19 protein-coding genes are annotated in these 17984 nt (G+C 63.6%); 14 read left to right on the forward strand and 5 right to left on the reverse strand.

All coding sequences use genetic code 11. From position 1 onward, the window contains the following. The first annotated feature begins 56 nt into the window (after positions 1–56). From AC0L3O_RS12340 to lpdA, 3 genes are read left to right on the forward strand one after another with little or no spacing between them, the layout of a single operon-like run. A complete protein-coding gene (locus tag AC0L3O_RS12340; protein ID WP_091592210.1) occupies positions 57–545 on the forward strand; it encodes a hypothetical protein in 489 nt (162 codons plus the stop codon). Further along, positions 542–1297 carry an SDR family oxidoreductase gene (locus AC0L3O_RS12345; protein ID WP_128170452.1) on the forward strand — a complete coding sequence of 252 codons (756 nt, stop codon included), beginning with the start codon at positions 542–544 and terminating at the stop codon, positions 1295–1297. The genes AC0L3O_RS12340 and AC0L3O_RS12345 overlap by 4 nt, the downstream gene beginning before the upstream one ends. A gap of 38 nt (positions 1298–1335) precedes the next feature. Beyond that, on the forward strand, positions 1336–2742 hold the full coding sequence (gene lpdA, locus AC0L3O_RS12350; protein ID WP_473615710.1) for a dihydrolipoyl dehydrogenase: 1407 nt from the start codon (positions 1336–1338) through the stop codon (positions 2740–2742). A 714-nt stretch (positions 2743–3456) separates the two neighbouring features. Here lpdA and AC0L3O_RS12355 read toward each other — a convergent pair. Together AC0L3O_RS12355 and AC0L3O_RS12360 are read right to left on the reverse strand one after the other, a co-directional pair. Next, positions 3457–4539 (reverse strand): TraB/GumN family protein, encoded by a 1083-nt coding sequence (locus tag AC0L3O_RS12355; protein ID WP_473615711.1) that lies wholly within the window; start codon positions 4537–4539, stop codon positions 3457–3459. Between the two features lie 113 nt (positions 4540–4652). Beyond that, the gene (locus AC0L3O_RS12360; protein ID WP_128187221.1) at positions 4653–5591 is read right to left on the reverse strand and encodes a tyrosine recombinase XerC; all 939 of its coding nucleotides are present in this window, start codon (positions 5589–5591) and stop codon (positions 4653–4655) included. Between the two features lie 132 nt (positions 5592–5723). On the opposite strand from AC0L3O_RS12360, the gene rimM reads away from it, so the two are divergent. Both rimM and trmD read left to right on the forward strand, forming a co-directional pair. Then, entirely contained in the window at positions 5724–6323 is a 600-nt protein-coding gene (gene rimM / locus AC0L3O_RS12365; RefSeq protein ID WP_023800594.1) for a ribosome maturation factor RimM, read from the forward strand. After that, positions 6320–7018: a tRNA (guanosine(37)-N1)-methyltransferase TrmD gene (gene trmD, locus AC0L3O_RS12370; RefSeq protein WP_473615712.1), complete on the forward strand. Its 699-nt coding sequence runs from the start codon at positions 6320–6322 to the stop codon at positions 7016–7018. The genes rimM and trmD overlap by 4 nt, the downstream gene beginning before the upstream one ends. Here the strand turns inward: trmD and AC0L3O_RS12375 are convergent. Then, positions 7000–7752 (reverse strand): sulfite exporter TauE/SafE family protein, encoded by a 753-nt coding sequence (locus AC0L3O_RS12375; RefSeq protein ID WP_473615713.1) that lies wholly within the window; start codon positions 7750–7752, stop codon positions 7000–7002. The genes trmD and AC0L3O_RS12375 overlap by 19 nt on opposite strands. A 332-nt stretch (positions 7753–8084) precedes the next feature. Between AC0L3O_RS12375 and rplS the strand changes: the two genes are divergently transcribed. The 5 genes from rplS to leuC all read left to right on the forward strand — a co-directional run bounded on the left by rplS (position 8085) and on the right by leuC (position 13123). Next, positions 8085–8624: a 50S ribosomal protein L19 gene (gene rplS / locus AC0L3O_RS12380; protein ID WP_023800592.1), complete on the forward strand. Its 540-nt coding sequence runs from the start codon at positions 8085–8087 to the stop codon at positions 8622–8624. 256 nt (positions 8625–8880) lie between these two features. Next, positions 8881–9678 (forward strand): transporter substrate-binding domain-containing protein, encoded by a 798-nt coding sequence (locus tag AC0L3O_RS12385; RefSeq protein WP_473615715.1) that lies wholly within the window; start codon positions 8881–8883, stop codon positions 9676–9678. 250 nt (positions 9679–9928) lie between these two features. Next, the gene (locus AC0L3O_RS12390; protein WP_128187213.1) at positions 9929–10744 is read left to right on the forward strand and encodes an amino acid ABC transporter permease; all 816 of its coding nucleotides are present in this window, start codon (positions 9929–9931) and stop codon (positions 10742–10744) included. 57 nt (positions 10745–10801) lie between these two features. Next, positions 10802–11437 carry a class I SAM-dependent DNA methyltransferase gene (locus AC0L3O_RS12395; RefSeq protein ID WP_128187211.1) on the forward strand — a complete coding sequence of 212 codons (636 nt, stop codon included), beginning with the start codon at positions 10802–10804 and terminating at the stop codon, positions 11435–11437. Positions 11438–11713: 276 nt separating this feature from the next. Then, entirely contained in the window at positions 11714–13123 is a 1410-nt protein-coding gene (gene leuC / locus AC0L3O_RS12400; protein WP_091592223.1) for a 3-isopropylmalate dehydratase large subunit, read from the forward strand. 50 nt (positions 13124–13173) lie between these two features. On the opposite strand, the gene AC0L3O_RS12405 is transcribed toward leuC, so the two are convergent. After that, complete coding sequence (locus AC0L3O_RS12405; protein WP_023800585.1) at positions 13174–13485, reverse strand: hypothetical protein; 312 nt, start codon at positions 13483–13485, stop codon at positions 13174–13176. Between the two features lie 155 nt (positions 13486–13640). Here AC0L3O_RS12405 and AC0L3O_RS12410 point away from each other — a divergent pair, with 155 nt between their 5' ends. Further along, on the forward strand, positions 13641–14852 hold the full coding sequence (locus AC0L3O_RS12410) for a GGDEF domain-containing protein (protein ID WP_473615716.1): 1212 nt from the start codon (positions 13641–13643) through the stop codon (positions 14850–14852). A gap of 166 nt (positions 14853–15018) precedes the next feature. Then, a complete protein-coding gene (locus AC0L3O_RS12415) occupies positions 15019–16242 on the forward strand; it encodes a GGDEF domain-containing protein (protein WP_128177919.1) in 1224 nt (407 codons plus the stop codon). On the opposite strand, the gene AC0L3O_RS12420 is transcribed toward AC0L3O_RS12415, so the two are convergent. Further along, the gene (locus tag AC0L3O_RS12420) at positions 16226–16594 is read right to left on the reverse strand and encodes a hypothetical protein (RefSeq protein WP_128170444.1); all 369 of its coding nucleotides are present in this window, start codon (positions 16592–16594) and stop codon (positions 16226–16228) included. The genes AC0L3O_RS12415 and AC0L3O_RS12420 overlap by 17 nt on opposite strands. 229 nt (positions 16595–16823) lie before the next feature. On the opposite strand from AC0L3O_RS12420, the gene AC0L3O_RS12425 reads away from it, so the two are divergent. Both AC0L3O_RS12425 and sdhC read left to right on the forward strand, forming a co-directional pair. Next, positions 16824–17168 carry a hypothetical protein gene (locus tag AC0L3O_RS12425; protein ID WP_023800582.1) on the forward strand — a complete coding sequence of 115 codons (345 nt, stop codon included), beginning with the start codon at positions 16824–16826 and terminating at the stop codon, positions 17166–17168. Between the two features lie 387 nt (positions 17169–17555). Further along, positions 17556–17975 (forward strand): succinate dehydrogenase, cytochrome b556 subunit, encoded by a 420-nt coding sequence (gene sdhC / locus AC0L3O_RS12430; protein WP_077380892.1) that lies wholly within the window; start codon positions 17556–17558, stop codon positions 17973–17975. Positions 17976–17984: the final 9 nt, after the last annotated feature.

Raw genomic sequence — 17984 nt, forward strand, 5'->3', positions numbered from 1 at the left:
TGAGCCGGAGAATGGATCTGCGCCACCGAATGAGTTCCTCTCGTTTGCACTCCGGAATGTTTTTCGCAGCTGTGCTCGCGGCCGGCATTGCGCAGACGGGATCGGCAGCCTTTGCCGCATGCCCGCTCGAACTCGCCGTCTATGGCGATGCCGAAAGTGCGGCCGAGATCGATTTCAGGCCGACCGGGGGATCGGCTGTCGTCACCAACACCTTCAAGATGGTGCTCGATAACGATGTCGTTCTCGACGGGATCGTCATGTGGACGCAAGGCGTGGCGCGGCCGCATGGTTCGCTGATGTACAAATGCCCGACAGGCGACGTCACCGGCGACGAGCTCGCCGCCTGCACGCTGTGGGAGGGGGTCGTCTACAGTGCGGATGACAAGGGCAACATCGCTCTGTTGCCGGCCGAAGGGGTAGATGCTCCGAAGACCCTGATCTTTCCCGACCTCGGACCGTCGCTGCAGAGGTCGACCGCCTATGGCGCCAACGGGTTTTCAAAGGTGCCGTGGGATGTTTTTTCGTTGAAGGGCTGTCAGGAATGAGCGCGGCCAAAAAAGTGCTGCTGGTGACCGGCGGCGGCCGCGGCATCGGCGCTGCCACATCCAGGCTTGCCGTCACGGCTGGATACCGTGTTGCGATCAACTACGCATCGAATGAGGCTGCTGCCACGGCGCTTGTCGAGGCAATCGAACAGGCCGGCGGCGAAGCGCTGGCCATCAAGGGCGACGTTGGCAGCGAGGCCGATATCCAGGCGATGTTCGAGAGGATCGATCATGTCTTCGGGCCGCTCGATGCGCTCGTCAACAACGCTGGCGTGGTCGACCAGAGGGCGCGTGTCGACGAAATGAGCGGAGCACGGCTGGAGCGCATGATGCGCATCAACGTCATTGGCCCCATGCTCTGTGCCCGCGAAGCGGTGAAGCGCATGTCGACCAGCCATGGCGGCAACGGCGGCGCCATCGTCAATGTCTCCTCGATTGCAGCGAGAATTGGCGGGCCGGGCGAATATGTCGACTACGCTGCCTCGAAGGGCGCGATCGATTCTTTCACGATCGGCCTGGCGCGCGAGGTAGCCGGCGAAGGCATTCGCGTCAACGCGGTCAGTCCAGGGATTGTCGATACCGAAATTCATGCCTCCGGCGGACAGCCGGATCGCGTCGAGAGGATGCGTCACGGCGTGCCGATGCAAAGGGCGGGGACCACCGAAGAGGTCGCCGCGGCAATTCTCTGGCTCCTGTCGGACGGGGCGTCCTATACGACAGGCGCGAATTTGGAAGTGGGCGGCGGCCGCTAATCCCAGCCAAGGCTGAGTGCAGACCAGAAGGACAAATCATGGCTTATGACGTCGTTATCATCGGATCGGGACCAGGCGGCTATGTCTGCGCCATCAAGGCGGCGCAGCTCGGCCTGAAAACGGCGGTGGTCGAGAAGAACCCGACCTTCGGCGGCACCTGCCTCAATATCGGCTGCATCCCGTCCAAGGCGCTGCTGCATGCCTCCGAGATTTTTTCTGAGGCCGGCCACTCCTTTGATACACTCGGCGTCGAAATCAGCAAGCCGAAGCTCAATCTGGAAAAGATGATGGCGCACAAGGACGCGACAGTGGCGTCCAACGTCAACGGCGTCGCCTTCCTGTTCAAGAAGAACAAGATCGACAGCTTTCGCGGCACCGGCAAGGTCCTGTCCGCCGGAAAAGTGTCGGTGATCGGCGAGGACGGCAAGGTCGAGGAGATCGAGACCGGGAACATCGTCATCGCCACCGGCTCCGACGTCGCCGGCATTCCGGGGGTAAAGGTCGACATCGACGAGAAGGTAATCATGTCGTCGACCGGCGCGTTGTCGCTGGGCAAGGTGCCGGGCCACCTGGTGGTGGTCGGCGGCGGCGTCATCGGGCTGGAGCTCGGCTCGGTATGGGCGCGGCTCGGCGCCAAGGTGACCGTCGTTGAGTTCCTCGACACCATTCTCGGCGGCATGGACGGCGAGGTCGCCAAACAGTTCCAGCGCATGCTGTCCAAGCAAGGCATCGAATTCAGGCTCGGCGCCAAGGTGACCGGTGTCGCCAAGGCCAAGAAGGGCGCCACCGTCACCTTCGAGCCGGTCAAGGGCGGCGCGGCCGAGACGATCGAGGCGGATGGGGTGCTGATCGCGACCGGACGCCGGGCCTATTCGGACAGTCTCGGGCTGAAGGATGCCGGGGTCGAGGTCGACGAGCGCGGCCGAGTCAAGACCGACGGCCATCTCACGACCAATGTCCCCGGCATCTACGCCATCGGCGACGTCATCGCCGGGCCGATGCTCGCCCACAAGGCCGAGGACGAGGGCGTGGCGGTGGCCGAGATCATTGCCGGCCAGGCCGGCCATGTGAATTACGGGGTGATCCCGAACGTCGTCTACACCAGTCCGGAAATCGCCTCGGTGGGCAAAACAGAGGAAGAGCTGAAGTCGGCCGGCATCGACTACAAGGCCGGCAAGTTTCCGTTCAGCGCCAATGGCCGGGCGCGCGCCATGCTGCATACCGACGGCTTCGTGAAGATACTGGCGGACAAGCAGAGCGACCGCGTGCTCGGCGTCCACATCGTCGGCTTCGGCGCCGGCGAGATGATCCACGAGGCGGCGGTGCTGATGGAGTTCGGCGGCTCGTCGGAAGATCTTGCCCGCACCTGCCACGCCCATCCGACGATGTCGGAAGCGGTGAAGGAAGCGGCACTGGCGACCTTCTTTAAGCCGATCCACATGTAGGCCTTCCCAAGGAACTCCGGCAGCCATCTGACGGCTCAAACAAAAACGGCCCGCTTTTCAGCGGGCCGTTCGTATTTGAAGTCAGCAGCCGATCACTGCGGGGCTGGTGCGGGCGCCGGAGCAGGTGCTGGCTCTGCGGGTGCCGGAGCCGGAGCAGGCGCTGGTTCTGCTGGCGCCGGAGCGGGCGCTGGTTCTGCCGGCGCCGGGGCAGGTGCAGGCTCTGCAGGGGCCGGGGCAGGCGTTGGTTCAGCGGGCGCTGGCGCCGGGGCCGGCGTGGTTGCAGCCGGCGGTTCACCAGGCTCTGGCGCCTCACCGCTTGTTCCAAAAATATAATAAGCGACGATGGCCAGGATAACGACGACCAGGGCAATCAGCCAGCCGGTGCTGCCGCCACCCGACTTGGGAGGGGGGGTCGGAGTGGTGTACGGGTCGTTTGGATTCGCCATAAAAGTGTCCTCCGTGGATGAAAAGTATCAATCAACACACATCAACGCGCCATCGTTGAACAGGTTTCACGCTAGGAATCGAAATCGCCGAAAACAGGGCATTCTTCGCCGGGAATCGTTTGTTTGCAAGCACTTTACTCGCAAAACTCACCGTGATCGAGCCAAATTAGACCTTTCGACCGTCCTGTACTGAGACAAACCTCCGGCGACTCGGGCAAAGCGTCGCCCCGAATCACGCCTTGCCGAGTCTGCAACTCGACCGTGCAACTCAGTCGACGGCAGTGACGGTGTAGCCGGCCTTGCGGAAATCCTCGACCAGGCCCTCCGCGCCAGGGAGGTGCAGGGCGCCGACCGCCATGAACACGTTGCCCTTGGCGAGGATCGGCCTGGCATGGTCGATCATCACCTTGTTGCGGCTGGTGATCATGATTTCCTCGAAGGCGGCATAGCTTGCTGAATCGTCTTCGTCGCCGGGAAGGACGGCACGAAACAGCGGCCAGAGCATGCCGGTGTCGCCGCGCTGGTAAAGCACGATCATGGTTTCATTGACGTCGTTCACCCTGTCGCCGAGCTTCAGGGTGTCGACGAGGCCCTTCATGTGAAACGCAAGCGGCAGCGAGGCCATGGCGCGAAGCTGGTCGGCGACGGTCTCCAACCCATCGACGGCCTTGCCTGAGGCTTTGGCGTCCTCTGCAAGCTTGATGTCGAGCACCGGCGTGCCGCCGGCCTGGCGGGCCAGTTCACAGGCCGGGAGCGCGACCATGGTCGACAGCATCCACGGCTTCATCTTGGCAACGCTCGCCGGTGGAATGCCGCGCGCGTCGAGCGCCTTGTTCACCGCCGCCGCATCGTCCGGCGACAGCAGCGAGGACAGCGTGGTGCTGTCGGTGAACATCATTAGCTCCGGCTCTTTCAGGAACGCCGCCATCATCTTCTGCTTGTCGAGCACCTCCGTGGTCTCGATGACGACAGTGTCGGCGGCGTCAAAGGCCTTTTGCGCGGCGGGCGCCAGCGCGGTCACGCGCGGGTCGGTCATGTGCATGGTGCCGAACAGGAAGGACGGTCTTTCGCCCGCCTTTTCCAGTTTCCACAACAGGCCCTTACCGTTCGGTGTCGCGGCCGCTTCCGTCTCGATCTTGCGGTAGGCGGCCGGGTCGTCCTTCTGCAAGGCCGACAGCATGTCGGCGCCGGCGCAGACCTGGGTTTCAGCCCCTGGGGTTTCAGCGCGCGCCCTGCCGGCGGCGAGCAGAGCGATGACGAGGAAAGAGAGGAAAAACAGGACGTTCAGCGCGACGAGCAGCTTCAGCGAAGCAAAGGCGGTGCGGTCGGCGATAGCAATGACGCGTTTCATGGCTCGCTTTTAGAGACAAAGAACGGCGAAACGGTTAACCGCCGCGGCAAAATTGTCTCGGACATCGTTCCACGGCGCATACCCTGGCTGCAACTTGCGAAATCATGCGTCGGCTACGCCCGCGGGTGGGCCGCTTCATAGATTTCGAGCAGCCTCGCGGTGTCGACGCCGGTATAGATCTGCGTCGTCGACAGGCTGGCGTGGCCCAAAAGTTCCTGGATGGTGCGCAGGTCGCCGCCGCGCCCAAGCAGATGTGTGGCGAAGGAATGGCGCAACGCATGCGGCGTGGCGGTGTCCGGCAGATTGAGCGCCGAGCGCAGCTTGGCCATGTCGCGCTGGACGATGGCCGGGTTGAGCGGGCCGCCGCGGGCGCCGCGAAACAGCAGACCCTTCGGATCGAGATGATAGGGGCAGAGCCGGCGGTATTGGGCGATCGCCCGCAGCGCGATCGGCAGCACCGGCACCAGCCGCGTCTTGCCGCCCTTGCCGGTGACGCGCAGCACCGTTTCATCAGGCGACGACAGATCACCGCCGGACAGGCCGAGTGCCTCGGAAATGCGCAGGCCCGAGCCGTAGAGCAGCGTCAGCACGGCGGCGTTGCGGGCGGCGATCCACGGTTGCTCCGCCAGCTGGCCTTCCACCGAAACGACGTGTTTCGCATCGCTTGCCGTCAGCGGCTTGGGCAGCGACTTCGGCTGCCGCGGCGCGCGCAGTGCCGCAGCACCCGCCGCATTGACGAGGCCGCGCCGCTCCAGAAAGCGCAGCAGCGAGCGGATGCCGGCGAGCCCCCGCCCGAGCGTGCGGGCGCCGGCGCCTCCGGCACGGCGGGCAGCCAGAAAGCCGCGCAGATCGGCCGGGCGCAGATCGGCTATATCCGAAATGCCGGGCGAGCCGCCGCAATGGCCGGTCAGGAAGTGCAGGAACTGGCGCGTGTCGCGCTCATAGGCTTCCACGGTTTCCGGCGACAGCCGGCGCTCGCGCGCCAGCATCTTGAGCCAGCTTTCGCGGGCCGCCTGAAGGTCTGGCTTGGCCGGGATGAGGAATTCCTGCATTGCGCTCTTCCGATATGCCGCTCTTCCATTTCCGGGCGATCTTCCGGCAGCCGGGTTAGGAAGCGGTGAAGAGCCGCGTCATTGAAATGACAAGAGCGTGGAGCTAGAGCAAGGCAAAGGATTTTTCCACCGATGACCAAACCGCAAAACCCTGTCCAGATGGCCGTGATCGGCGCCGCCCATGGCATCAAGGGCGAATTGCGCGTGAAAACCTTCACCGGCGATCCGCTGGCGCTGGCCGACTACGGGCCGCTCTATGCCAGGGACGGCCGCGCCTTCCAGATCGTCGATATCAGGCCGGCCAATAACGTCGTGGTGGTGCGCTTCAAAGGTATCAGCGACCGAAACGCTGCCGAGGCGCTCGCCGGCACGGAATTATTCGTCGACCGCTCGATGCTGCCGGACGACGGCGAAGAGGACGAGTTCTATCATGCCGATCTCGTCGGGCTGGCGGTCCGGGACGATACCGGTGCTGACATCGGCAAGGTCGTCGCCGTGCATAATTTCGGCGGTGGCGATATCCTCGACGTGATATTGGCGGGGCGCAAAGGCGTGCTGATCCCGTTCACGCAGGCTGCCGTTCCTGACGTGTCGATCAAGGACGGTTTCGTCCGCATCGATCCGGCGGCGGCGGGCTTGATCGATGACGAAGACAGCGATGCTCCTGGCAGCGATGGTTTCGACCCGAAGGGCAGGCCGCGCGGGCCGAAGGACGCCGGGGGCAACCGGTGAGTTTTTCCGCCTCGGTGCTGACGCTCTATCCCGAAATGTTTCCCGGTGCACTCGGCGTGTCGCTGGCCGGCCGGGCGCTGGAGGCCGGCACATGGTCGCTGGAAGCAATCCAGATCCGCGATTTCGCCACCGATCGCCATCGCACCGTCGACGACACGCCGGCCGGCGGCGGCGCCGGCATGGTGATGCGCGCCGACGTTCTGGCCAAGGCGATCGACCATAGCTCGCCACCGGGCGATCCACGGCCACGGCTGCTGATGAGCCCGCGTGGAAAACCGCTGACGCAGGTGCGTGTGCGCGAACTGGCCGCGGGGCCGGGCGCGGTGATCGTCTGCGGACGCTTCGAAGGCGTCGACCAGCGGGTGATCGATGCGCGGGGGCTGGAGGAGGTCTCGGTCGGCGACTTCATCCTCTCCGGCGGCGAGCCGGCAGCGCTGGTGCTGCTCGACGCCGTGGTGCGGCTGTTGCCCGGCGTGATGGGCAATACGGTGTCGGGCGATGAAGAGAGCTTTGAAAACGGCCTGCTCGAACATCCGCACTACACGCGTCCGCAGGAATTCGAGGACCGGCAAATCCCCGAGGTTCTCACCTCGGGCAATCATCAGAAGATCGCCGCGTGGCGACGCGCCGAATCGGAAAGATTGACGAAAGAGCGGCGGCCGGACCTGTTAGCCGCTCAGCCCTTGGTGAAGTAATAGAAGGCAAGAAACACGCCGACCCCGACGACGAAGCCACGCACGGCAATTTGCGGCACGCGCTTGGCGATCCAGACGCCGGCATAGCCGCCCAGCGCGCCGCCCGGTATCATGACGATCGCCTGCCGCCAGGCGATGACATCGCCGGAGACGAAGACCAGGATGGCTACTGCCGCGATGACCACGGCCAGCAGGTTCTTCAGCGCGTTGAGGCGGTGATAGTCGCCGGCCTGGGTGAGGCCGAGCGTCGCCAGCATCATGACGCCCATGCCGGCGCCGAAGAAGCCGCCATAGACGGCGGTGGCGAACTGCGCCAGGGAACCGACCAGCGAACCCACCGCGGCCTGACGGCCCGGCTTGGGCGCCGGCTTCAGCCACGGCCCGGCGGCGAACAGCGCGGTTGCCGCGAGCAGCAGCCAGGGCACCAGGACGCGGAACGACGGATTGTCGAGCGCCAGAAGGATGAGCGCACCGGCCAGCGCGCCAGAAGCCGAGATAAGGCCGAGCAGCAACGCGGTGCGCCAGAAATGCTTGATGTCGGACCAGTAGGCGAGCGTCGAGGTGATGTAGCCGGGAAATTGCGTCAGCGACGAGGTGGCGTTGGCGACGATCGGCGGCAAGCCGACCAGCGACATGGCGCCGAAGGTTATGAATGTCCCGCCGCCGGCTATGGCGTTGACGGCACCTGAGAGAAAGCCCGCGAAAAAGAGCAGGGCCGCATCGAGAACTGGCATGGAGGGTGTTGCCGCCGGAGGAAAGTCACGTTCTGCCCGACTTAAAAAGCTTGGGCCTTCAACGCAACCCCTGTGCCGGAAGATTGGGACGTTGACCAACGACCAAAAAAGAACGCGGCAAAGGCGTGACAAAGCGTCGAAATAGCTGTATGTGCGCGCCGAACCGGGAGAAATTCTGCCGGACCCGTCAACAATGACGGTGTAGTCGCCCCTGCCGATGTTCTCGAACCCAGATGTTCTCGAACAAAGGGCATAGCCGAGCGGTCAATGGAACTGCAAGGCGAGTGTCGGACGCTCTGACTGTCGGAAGAACAAGAAGTGGATTTGTAGAGATGGATATCCTCCGTCAGCTCGAGGCCGAACAGGCCGCCAAGATCGAAGCCAAGCGCAAGCTTCCCGAATTCCAGCCCGGCGACACCGTACGCGTCCAGGTCCGCGTGACCGAAGGCACCCGCACCCGCGTCCAGGCCTATGAGGGCGTCGTCATCGCCCGCGCCGGCGCCGGTTTCCAGGAGAATTTCACCGTTCGCAAGATTTCCTACGGCGAAGGCGTGGAGCGCGTGTTCCCGGTCTTTTCGCCGATGGTCGAGGGCGTCGAGATCGTGCGCCGCGGCAAGGTGCGCCGCGCCAAGCTCTATTACCTGCGCGATCGTCGCGGCAAGTCGGCCCGCATTTCGGAAAACACCGGCGTGCGCGCCCGCAAGCTGAACGATGAGGAGCGCGATGCGCTGAACGCCGAGAAGGCCCGCATCGAGGCCGAGAAGGTGGCAGCCGCCCAGGCGCTGGCCGCCGAGAAGGCCGCGCAGGAAGCCGCAGAGAAGAAGGCCGCTGACGAGGCCGCCAAGGCCGAGGAAGCCGCTGCCGCCGAATAAGGCGAATTCAAAAACCATGTTTCGGAAAGGCGGCTTCGGCCGCCTTTTTTGCCTCGCGGAATGGGTTTCGATTTTGCCGGGCTGCCGGTGCGCAATCGAAACGGATCGTTCCGTAATGCCGTGAAAGCATGGAATCCATTTTCGCGCGAAGCCGCATCAAGCCGGCTTGCAAGGCGCCTGCGGAAAGCTAAAGTCGGCGCCGGATTTCCTGCAAGCCTCGACAATGTCGAGGCCGTTCAAATGCTCGGGGTGTACCATGATCAAATCGAAACTGCTGTTGGCCGGCCTGTTGGCTCTGGTACTTGCGCCCGTCGCCGCCCTGGCGCAGGCGCTGCCCGATCTCGGCGGCAAGAAGGTGGTGGTGGTGACGGAAAACGCCTATCCGCCGCTGCAGTTCATCGACGCCAAAACCGGCAAGCAGATCGGCTGGGAATATGACGCGATGAACGAGATCGCCAAGCGGCTGAATTTCCAGGTCGAGTACCAGAACACCTCCTGGGACGTGATGATCCAGGCGGTTTCCGACAACCAGTACAACATCGGGATGACCGGCATCACCATCAAGGACGATCGCAAGCAGAAGGTCGATTTCTCCGACCCTTATATGCGCTCGGAACAGTTCATGCTGGTGCGCGGCGACGAGAAGCGCTTCACCGACGCCAAGACGCTCGGCGCCTTCAAGGACGGGTTGATCGGTGCGCAAGCCGGCACCACGCCGTTCTACACCGCTGTCTACAGCGTCCTCGACGGCAATGAGCAGAACCCGCGCATAAAACTGTTCGAGACGTTCGGCGCCACGGTGCAGGCGCTGAAGACCGGCGACGTCGATGTCGTGCTGACCGACGGCACTGCCGGCAAGGGCTACGTCGAGGCGTCCAATGGCGGGCTGAAGCTGATCGGCGGACCACTCGGCACCGAGGATTTCGGCTTTATTTTTCCGAAAGGCTCGGATCTGGTGAAACCGGTCAATGCGGCCATCGCCGCGCTGAAGGCCGACGGCACGCTCGATGCGCTCAATAAGAAATGGTTCCTTGATTACAAGATGGGGCAGTAGGACTTTTGTCGCGGACGTTGCGGGACGCGCAGGAACTCGCGCTGACTCTGCGCTCGAACACCCCCCTCTGTCCTGCCGGACATCTCCCCCTCAAGGGGGGAGATTGGCTTTCGCATCGGCTTTCGCCAATTTTCAGCGTTGCAGAATGGGCGGCGACGTCAAGGCTGCCGATCTCCCCCCTTGAGGGGGAGATGGCCGGCAGGCCAGAGGGGGGTGGCCTGGCGCGACATTGGTTCGTCGGCGCGCCCTGATGGCAACGCCCGCATCTTCAACCGCCAAGTCCGACTTCCCCTGGTGGCTCGCCGTGGCCGCGGCGCTCGCCCTGGCAGCGGCTATCTTCATCGCCGCAAGCGACCTCTATGCCCAGGTTTTCGCAACCGTTGCCAAGGGCATCGGCATCACCGTGTTCGTCACAATGGTCGCCTTCGCGCTGGCCTCGGCGATCGGGCTCGGCATTGCGCTGATGGGCCTGTCGGGGTCGCGCTGGCTGCGCCAGATCGCTCGCTTCTATGTCGAGATCATTCGCGGCGTGCCAATGCTGGTGCTGTTGTTCTGGATCGCCTTCGCCGGCGCGCCGGCCTTCGTCGCGGGATGGAACGCGCTGACGGCGCCGCTGCAAAGCGCCGGCCTGTTCGGCGAGCTAATGATACGCGACGTATCGTTGCTATGGCGCGCCATCATGGCGCTGACCATCGGCTATTCGGCTTTCATCTCGGAGGTCTTCCGCGCCGGCATCGAGGCGGTCGAGAAGGGCCAGATCGAGGCCGCGAAGGCGCTGGGGTTGACGCGCACCCAGCGTTTTCGGCTGATCGTCTTTCCGCAGGCGATCCGCACCATCCTGCCGCCGCTCGGCAATGATTTCGTCGCCATGGTCAAGGATTCCTCGCTGGTCTCGGTGCTCGGCGTCGCCGACATCACCCAGATGGGCAAGATCTATGCAGCCGGCTCGTTCCGCTTCTTCGAGACCTATTCGATCGTCGCCTATATCTATCTCATCCTGACGGTCGGCCTGTCGCTGGCCTTGCGGGCGCTGGAGAAGCGGCTGCGCCGCCAGCATGAGCAGTAACCGGCAGGCGAAGGCGGCGCTACGATTGCGGCCAATACGTTTTTGGGGGTCAGTTCCATGAACATCGACAAAGCCAATGCGGCGCTGGATGCGGTCTATACGGCCGACACGCCGGAAGCGCTTGCCAAGGCCTACGCTGCCTGGGCTGCGACCTATGACAGCGAAACCGCCGCGCTCGGCTACCTCCTGCCGTTCCTGGTCGCCGCCTGGGTGGCGCGCCATGTGCCGTCAGGCGAGGGGCCGCTGCTCGACGCCGGCTGCGGCACCGGCCTGTCAGGACCGTCGCTCAAGGCGCTGGGCTATGAGGACATCGCCGGGCTCGACCTGTCGGCTGAAATGCTGAAAATCGCCGGCAGCCGGCAGGCTTACAGCGAGCTGAAACAGGCGATGCTCGGCGATCCGCTGCCTTGGCCGGATGGGCATTTCCGCGCCTTCTTCTCGACCGGTGTGTTCACCATCAGCCATGCACCGGCCTCCGGCCTGCATGAACTGGTGCGCATCACCAGGAAGGGCGGCCACGCCATCTTCACCGTTCGCGACCAGGTTTTTGCGAGCGGCGGGTTTCAGGCGACGTTCGACGAACTGGAACAGGCGAAAAAATGGCGGCCGGTCGAAGAAAGCCCGTGGTTCCGCTGCTACGCGATCGCCGAGCCCGAGGCGCTGGTGAAGACATTTGTGTTCGAGGTGGTTTGAAGCGCCTTCTTCCTTCTCCCACAACAAGGGAGAAGGCAGAGCCGCGCCAGGCAGCCGCAATTGCCGAAAAGTCAAAACATTGATATGAGCCACGCCATGGAACAGCTTTTTGGCGATCCGGCTTACAAGGGTTTTGTGCTGCAGGACAGAAAACGCCTGCCGTCGCGATTCTCGGCGCGCGTTTCCGGCGCTCTGACCAGCCGACTTCGCTAGGCCGTGTTCGCCGGCTAGCCGGCGCCAGTCACTTCCCATTTTCATATCGACGGATTTACGCACATGAGCGCACCGCGCACCCTCTACGACAAGATATTCGACGACCATGTCGTCGACCGCCAGGACGATGGCACCTGTCTGCTCTATATCGACCGTCACCTCGTCCATGAAGTGACCAGCCCGCAAGCTTTCGAAGGCCTGCGCATGACCGGCAGAAAGGTCCGCCATCCGGAAAAGACGCTGGCTGTGGTCGATCACAATGTGTCCACCTCGCCCGAGCGCAAGTTCGGCATCAAGAACGAGGAAAGCCGCATCCAGGTCGAGGCGCTGGCCAGGAACGCCAAGGATTTTGGCGTCGAATACTATTCCGAGAAGGATATCCGCCAGGGCATCGTCCACATCATCGGCCCAGAGCAGGGTTTTACGCTGCCCGGCATGACCATCGTCTGCGGCGATAGTCACACCTCGACGCATGGTGCGTTCGGCGCATTGGCGCACGGCATCGGCACGTCGGAAGTCGAGCATGTGCTGGCCACGCAGACGCTGATCCAGCGCAAGGCCAGGAACATGCTGGTGCGCGTCGACGGCGTGCTGCCGGAAGGCGTCACCGCCAAGGACATTATTTTGGCGATCATCGGCGAGATCGGCACTGCCGGCGGCACCGGCTACGTCATCGAATATGCCGGCGAAGCGATCCGCGCGCTGTCCATGGAAGGCCGCATGACCATCTGTAACATGTCGATCGAGGGCGGCGCCCGGGCCGGCCTGATCGCGCCTGACGAGACGACTTTCGCCTATGTCAAGGACAAGCCGCGCGCGCCGAAGGGCGAGGCATGGGACGCCGCGCTCGCCTACTGGAAGACGCTGCAGTCCGACGAGGGCGCGCATTTCGACAAGGTGGTCGTGCTCGACGCGGCGAAACTGCCGCCGATCGTCTCCTGGGGCTCCTCGCCCGAGGACGTCGTCTCGGTCCAGGGCATCGTGCCGAACCCAGACGATATCACCGATGAGAACAAGCGTACGTCCAAGCAGCGCGCGCTCGACTATATGGGCCTGACCCCAGGCACCAAGATCACCGATATCGCGCTCGACCGCGTCTTCATCGGCTCCTGCACCAACGGCCGCATCGAGGATCTCCGCGCTGTCGCCAAGGTGGTCGAGGGCAAGAAAGTCAGCCCTCACGTCGATGCGATGATCGTGCCGGGCTCCGGTCTGGTCAAGGAGCAGGCGGAGGCCGAAGGTCTCGACAAGATCTTTGTCGCCGCTGGCTTCGACTGGCGCGAGCCGGGCTGCTCGATGTGCCTTGCCATGAACGACGACCGGCTGAAGCCGCATGAGCGCTGCGCCTCGACCTCGAACCGCAATTTCGAGGGCCGCCAGGGTTTTAAGGGCCGCACCCATCTGGTGTCGCCGGCGATGGCGGCGGCGGCGGCGATCGCCGGCCATTTCGTCGACATCCGCGAGTGGAAATAACCCGCTGACGAGTTGCCAGAACCCGAACCGCGATGCGGTTCGGGTTCACTTCACGCCGGGCGCCTGACAAATTCGTGGAATTGCTCACGGCGGCCGGGTTCATCCTTTGCCACCACGAGCGCCAGCTGCCGTTCGTCGAACAACTTGAACCATTCGTCCCATTCGACCAGTTCGTAGCCGCCGGCGTTGGCCGGGCGTTCGGCCTGGTCCTGGTCCTGATAGGCATGCTGGCCGAAAACCAGCCTCAGCATGGCTTGCGTGCCTGTTTCGGGCGATACATCGACGATTGCCGGAAATCCGGCACGTGACGCGGCCCAAGAGCGAATTGCCTCGTGGTCGGTCAGCATGATCGTATCGGCCATGAAAGCGTCTCCATCGATTGCTGCTGGAAAACGCCGGTCGCGGTTTCAAGTTCCGTGCAGCGGCTTCATAGCAGCCATATTCGACTTTGCTTAACCGCTTGTTGGGGCTTGCGCCCTAAGGTCTCTCTCACGGAAGCGTGGGGGTTCACGGTCCTTTGGACAACGGTCTGCTGACAGGGTTGCTCAACCCGACGATCGCGCTTGCGCTCGGCGCGGTGTTTCTCGTGCTGTGGTTGTATCAGCGTCACTGCCCCTATCTGGCTGTGCTCGCCGCCAGTTACTGGCTTTCGGCGGCCGGCTTCCTGCTGCAGTACTTCACCCTGCCCATCGGCATGGCGCCGACCAAACTGCTCTCCGTCACCTGCTTCACGATTGCCGCCAGTGGTCTCGCCGGCACGATTGTGACACGCTATGGACGGCGCGTGCCCTTTGTTGCGATCGGCTTTCTGGCGAGCAGCGGCCTGGCCGCTTTTTGCTGGTTCATGTTCATCCAGCCCGATCTCATCTGGCGAATCCTGGCGATGAATTTCGCTTTGGGCGGGCTCAGCCTGGTTGTCGCCGCCGAACTGCGCGTGGTGCGCGACAGGGGCCCGACGGCAATGATGCTGTTCGTGCTGTCGCTGCTTTCCGGGCTGAACTTCGTCGCGCGCACCCTTGTTATCGTCATCGCGCATGGGCCCTACCAAAGCTATGACGGGTTCTATGCCTCGTCCTACTGGACGACGGCGCTGCTGTCGCATGCGCTGCTGTCGCTGCTCATCGCGCTTAGCCTGTTCTGCGCGGCTGCGCTCGACGTGATGAAAACGCTGAAGGCCGAGGCGTACACCGACCCGTTGTCGGGCCTGCTCAACCGGCGCGGCTTCGAGGAACGCGCCACGCATCTCCTGCGGCACTGCGCCACCGCCAAACTTCCGGTCGCGCTGGTGCTCGCCGACCTCGATCACTTCAAGGCAGTCAACGATCTGCACGGGCATGCGGCGGGTGATCGCGTGATCGCCGATTTCGCCGCCAAGCTTCGATCGGCTGCCGGCACCAGCTGCGTCGCCGGCCGAATCGGTGGCGAGGAGTTCGCCGTGCTTTTGCCGCTGAGCGACCTTGGCGCGGCAAGGCTGTTTGCCGAAGCCATTCGCACGGTCTATTCGGCGGGCAGCGTCGACGGGCTTCCGCCCGGCACAAGAGTAACGGCGAGCTTCGGCGTGGCGGCCCGCACCGGCGAGGAGGGGCTGGAGCCGCTGATGCGCCGCGCCGACGAGGCGCTTTACAAGGCCAAACGGAACGGCCGCGACAGCGTGCGGCTATCCTATGAACGGTCGCCCCATGGACGGTCGGAAACGGCGCTGGTCGTGGAGCCGCTCAAAGCCGGCTGATCGTCCACGTCTAGAGCATTTGCAGCCAAGGGAATCGCTTGGCGCCGCAGAAATCGCGCCAAACAAACAAACAGCGCGGGGTGCGCGGTTCAATCCGTCCTACGCCCACGTTAACGTCTTTTTCGCCCGTTCGTGATTTGCTGTCGCAGGGAGTGTGAAAGACCACATGGGCGGCGGCGCAGAGTTCATCCTTGCAATCAACCTGCTCGTCGCCGGCCTGCTGGCGGCCGCCTTCATGACCATATCGTTCAACGACGTGGCGCGCGCGCCGGCGCGCTGGCTGGTCTTCGGTTATCTGCTCGGGATGGCCTATTTCGCCATCGAGTTCAGCATTCCGCTCTTCGACAATGCACGACCCGCAGTCGTCGCGGGCTTCGCCGTTTTCCTGGGCGCCACCATCGCCTTCAATGGCGGGCTTGCCCATAAATACGGCGTGGCGCCGCCTTGGGTGCCGATGCTCGTCTTCCTGTTTGCGGCCACCGTGGCCGTGTATTTCGTGCAGGATCTGCCGCGCCAGTCGCTTGCCCGCATGATGGCCTACCAGCTTCCCTATGCCGCCATGCAGTTCGTCGGCGTCGGCATCGTCGGGTCGTCAAGGCAAAGACGCGACTGGCTCGACCATGCGCTGATGGCCGTCCTGGCGGCCAGCGCCCTGCAATTCGTGAGCAAGCCGTTCATCGCCCATGCCATGGGCGGCTGGGGAGCCAATCCGCAGGCCTATCTGCAGAGCAACTACGCTCTGGTGTCGCAATCGCTTGGCACGGTGTTTGCCATGACAATCGCGCTTCTCATCCTGATCATTCTGGTCCGCGACGTGCTCGCCGAAGCGACGTCGAAGTCGGAGACGGACACGCTGTCGAGGCTGCTCAACCGTGGCGGCTTCGAGCGTCATGCCGAGCTTGCGATGCGTGACGCCGTGCGCAGGGGTATTCCGGTCGCGCTGGTCATCGCCGACCTCGACCATTTCAAGAGCATCAACGACAGTTTCGGCCATGCATCCGGCGACAGGGTCATCGAGGCCTTTGCCGGCTTCCTGCGTGATGCGGCCGCCGAGCATCACGTCGCCGGCCGCATCGGTGGTGAGGAATTCGCCATTATCCTGCCGGGAACCAACCTCGCCGCCGCGCGGCTCTTCGCCGAAGGCACGCGCAGCGCTTTCGGGGCGTTGCCGATCGACTGTCTGCCGGCGAACCATCGTTGCACCGCCAGCTTCGGCGTTGCCGAGCTCCACCCGACTGAGAATTTTTCCGACCTGCTGCGGCGCGCCGACGAAGCGCTCTATCAAGCGAAGGGCAGCGGACGCAATTGCGTGCGGATCTCGATAGGATCAATCGCCGCCCGGCAGCCGGCTGTCGCCAATGCCGGGCCGAAGATCAGCGGCAGGGGCTAAGCTCCGGCATCTCGCCGTCGGAAAGCCCGTACATATAGCTGCGGCCCTTGACGAAAACCGGCGGCCTGTAGCAGTCGCGGCTGCTGACATCGTCCGGTTCGTCTTGATAGACGATTTTGGGCCGGCCGGCGCCGACGTAATCCGACATTTCCTTGGCCAATTCGCCCTCGCCAACGAGGATGCGCTTGTAGCCGGCGGCGCTCTCGATGACGAGATTGCCGAACGAATCGGCATAGACGCGGTCGCGCGTCCCGGCGCGTGCCGGCGCTGCGAAGCCGATGGCCACCGCCACCAGGACGATGGCCATCGAGAGGGGCGCCGGAAGGCGCGATCTGGCTGAATTCGAACGCATGGCGTCCCCCATTTGTCAGAGACCGAGTCTTGCTCGAATCATAAATTAACCTTTTCTTAACCATTGTTAAGGGGCCAGCCCTGTTGGCCGCCAGGTCTCGGCAAACATGGTTAATATCCGCGGCCATCTTTCGGCCATGCTTGCCGCCACCATCGCAGCCGGCGTCGAGCGCGACATCGGTGATCTTGGCAAAGCATCGCGGCTGGATTGACGCGTAGGGAGACAGTACATGGCGTTAGGCCGGACGTTTCGGGTGACGCTGGCCCTTTGTCCATTGCTGACCACAATTGCCTGCGTGTCTCAGACCAATGCGCCGAAGGCTGGAAATCCGCTCGCCGATTCACCGCAGCCGCGCACCGCGACTTACACTTGCGCCGATGGCGCCAGGATCACCATCGAAAACCTCGGCACTTCGGTGCGGGTGCTTGGCCCGGACGGCGCCAGCGAGGACCTGCCGGCCTCGCCAGCCAATCAAAACAGCCGCTTCGGCGCGGCGCATGACGCAATCGTGATCGACGGGCGCGACGCGCTGGTGATGAAGGGCGGGAGGACGCCGCTGACCTGCAAGCGTTAGGGGCATGCCGATATTCAGGTAAGGCCGGTCGGCAAATGGTGGATCCCTGCGCTTCCGGTCCTCACGTACCCGAAAGTACGCCCCGCTCCGGTTCTCGGCATTCACCATTTTCGGCGCGGCCTGACCTGAATCTCAAACATGCCCCAAGCCGCCGGACCGAAACCATATACCGCGCTGCAGCGAACGTTGCGCCGGCTTTGGATCGCGCCCTAATCGATTGAAGCCAAACACTGCCTTTTGTCAGACTAAATTACGTTTTCGAAACGATTTTCCGGCTTTGACGCGGTGCAAAAAGAGCATTAGAAACCGGGCTGTCCAAAGTCGCAACCGGAAGCGGTAATGCCGCATTTCCACCTGGGGCTCCAGAGACGCCGAACTGGGGGAGCCATGAGCAAATCACCAGCCACCCGCGAATTTGCCAGACGTGAACGGCCGCTTTCGCCGCATCTGACCGTCTATCGACCGCCGATCACGATGACGATGTCGATCATCCATCGCATCACGGGCGGGGCGCTCTATTTCGGCACGCTGCTGGTCGCGCTGTGGCTGATGGCGGCGGCGAGCTCGCAATCCACCTTCGATGCCGTCAACTGGGCCTTCGGCTCGTGGCTGGGGCGGCTGGTGCTGTTGTTCTATACCTGGGCGCTAATGCACCACATGCTGGGCGGCGTGCGCCATCTGATCTGGGACACCGGGGCCGGTCTTGAAAAGGACACCGCCTCCAGGGTCGCCTGGGCGACGCTGGCCGGCTCGATCGTACTGACGCTGCTGATCTGGATCGCCGGCTACATGGCGCGGGGAGCCTGATCGTGAGCC

This window comes from Mesorhizobium sp. WSM4810, assembly GCF_055811235.1.

Excerpts from the sequence above, each read along its gene's own strand:
- AC0L3O_RS12340 (WP_091592210.1), top strand. The coding sequence starts at position 57 with ATGTTTTTCGCAGCTGTGCTCGCGGCCGGCATTGCGCAGACGGGATCG.
- AC0L3O_RS12345 (WP_128170452.1), top strand. The coding sequence starts at position 542 with ATGAGCGCGGCCAAAAAAGTGCTGCTGGTGACCGGCGGCGGCCGCGGC.
- lpdA (WP_473615710.1), top strand. The coding sequence starts at position 1,336 with ATGGCTTATGACGTCGTTATCATCGGATCGGGACCAGGCGGCTATGTC.
- AC0L3O_RS12355 (WP_473615711.1), bottom strand. The coding sequence starts at position 4,539 with ATGAAACGCGTCATTGCTATCGCCGACCGCACCGCCTTTGCTTCGCTG.
- AC0L3O_RS12360 (WP_128187221.1), bottom strand. The coding sequence starts at position 5,591 with ATGCAGGAATTCCTCATCCCGGCCAAGCCAGACCTTCAGGCGGCCCGC.
- rimM (WP_023800594.1), top strand. The coding sequence starts at position 5,724 with ATGACCAAACCGCAAAACCCTGTCCAGATGGCCGTGATCGGCGCCGCC.
- AC0L3O_RS12375 (WP_473615713.1), bottom strand. The coding sequence starts at position 7,752 with ATGCCAGTTCTCGATGCGGCCCTGCTCTTTTTCGCGGGCTTTCTCTCA.
- rplS (WP_023800592.1), top strand. The coding sequence starts at position 8,085 with ATGGATATCCTCCGTCAGCTCGAGGCCGAACAGGCCGCCAAGATCGAA.
- AC0L3O_RS12385 (WP_473615715.1), top strand. The coding sequence starts at position 8,881 with ATGATCAAATCGAAACTGCTGTTGGCCGGCCTGTTGGCTCTGGTACTT.
- AC0L3O_RS12390 (WP_128187213.1), top strand. The coding sequence starts at position 9,929 with ATGGCAACGCCCGCATCTTCAACCGCCAAGTCCGACTTCCCCTGGTGG.
- AC0L3O_RS12395 (WP_128187211.1), top strand. The coding sequence starts at position 10,802 with ATGAACATCGACAAAGCCAATGCGGCGCTGGATGCGGTCTATACGGCC.
- leuC (WP_091592223.1), top strand. The coding sequence starts at position 11,714 with ATGAGCGCACCGCGCACCCTCTACGACAAGATATTCGACGACCATGTC.
- AC0L3O_RS12405 (WP_023800585.1), bottom strand. The coding sequence starts at position 13,485 with ATGGCCGATACGATCATGCTGACCGACCACGAGGCAATTCGCTCTTGG.
- AC0L3O_RS12415 (WP_128177919.1), top strand. The coding sequence starts at position 15,019 with ATGGGCGGCGGCGCAGAGTTCATCCTTGCAATCAACCTGCTCGTCGCC.
- AC0L3O_RS12420 (WP_128170444.1), bottom strand. The coding sequence starts at position 16,594 with ATGCGTTCGAATTCAGCCAGATCGCGCCTTCCGGCGCCCCTCTCGATG.
- AC0L3O_RS12425 (WP_023800582.1), top strand. The coding sequence starts at position 16,824 with ATGGCGTTAGGCCGGACGTTTCGGGTGACGCTGGCCCTTTGTCCATTG.
- sdhC (WP_077380892.1), top strand. The coding sequence starts at position 17,556 with ATGAGCAAATCACCAGCCACCCGCGAATTTGCCAGACGTGAACGGCCG.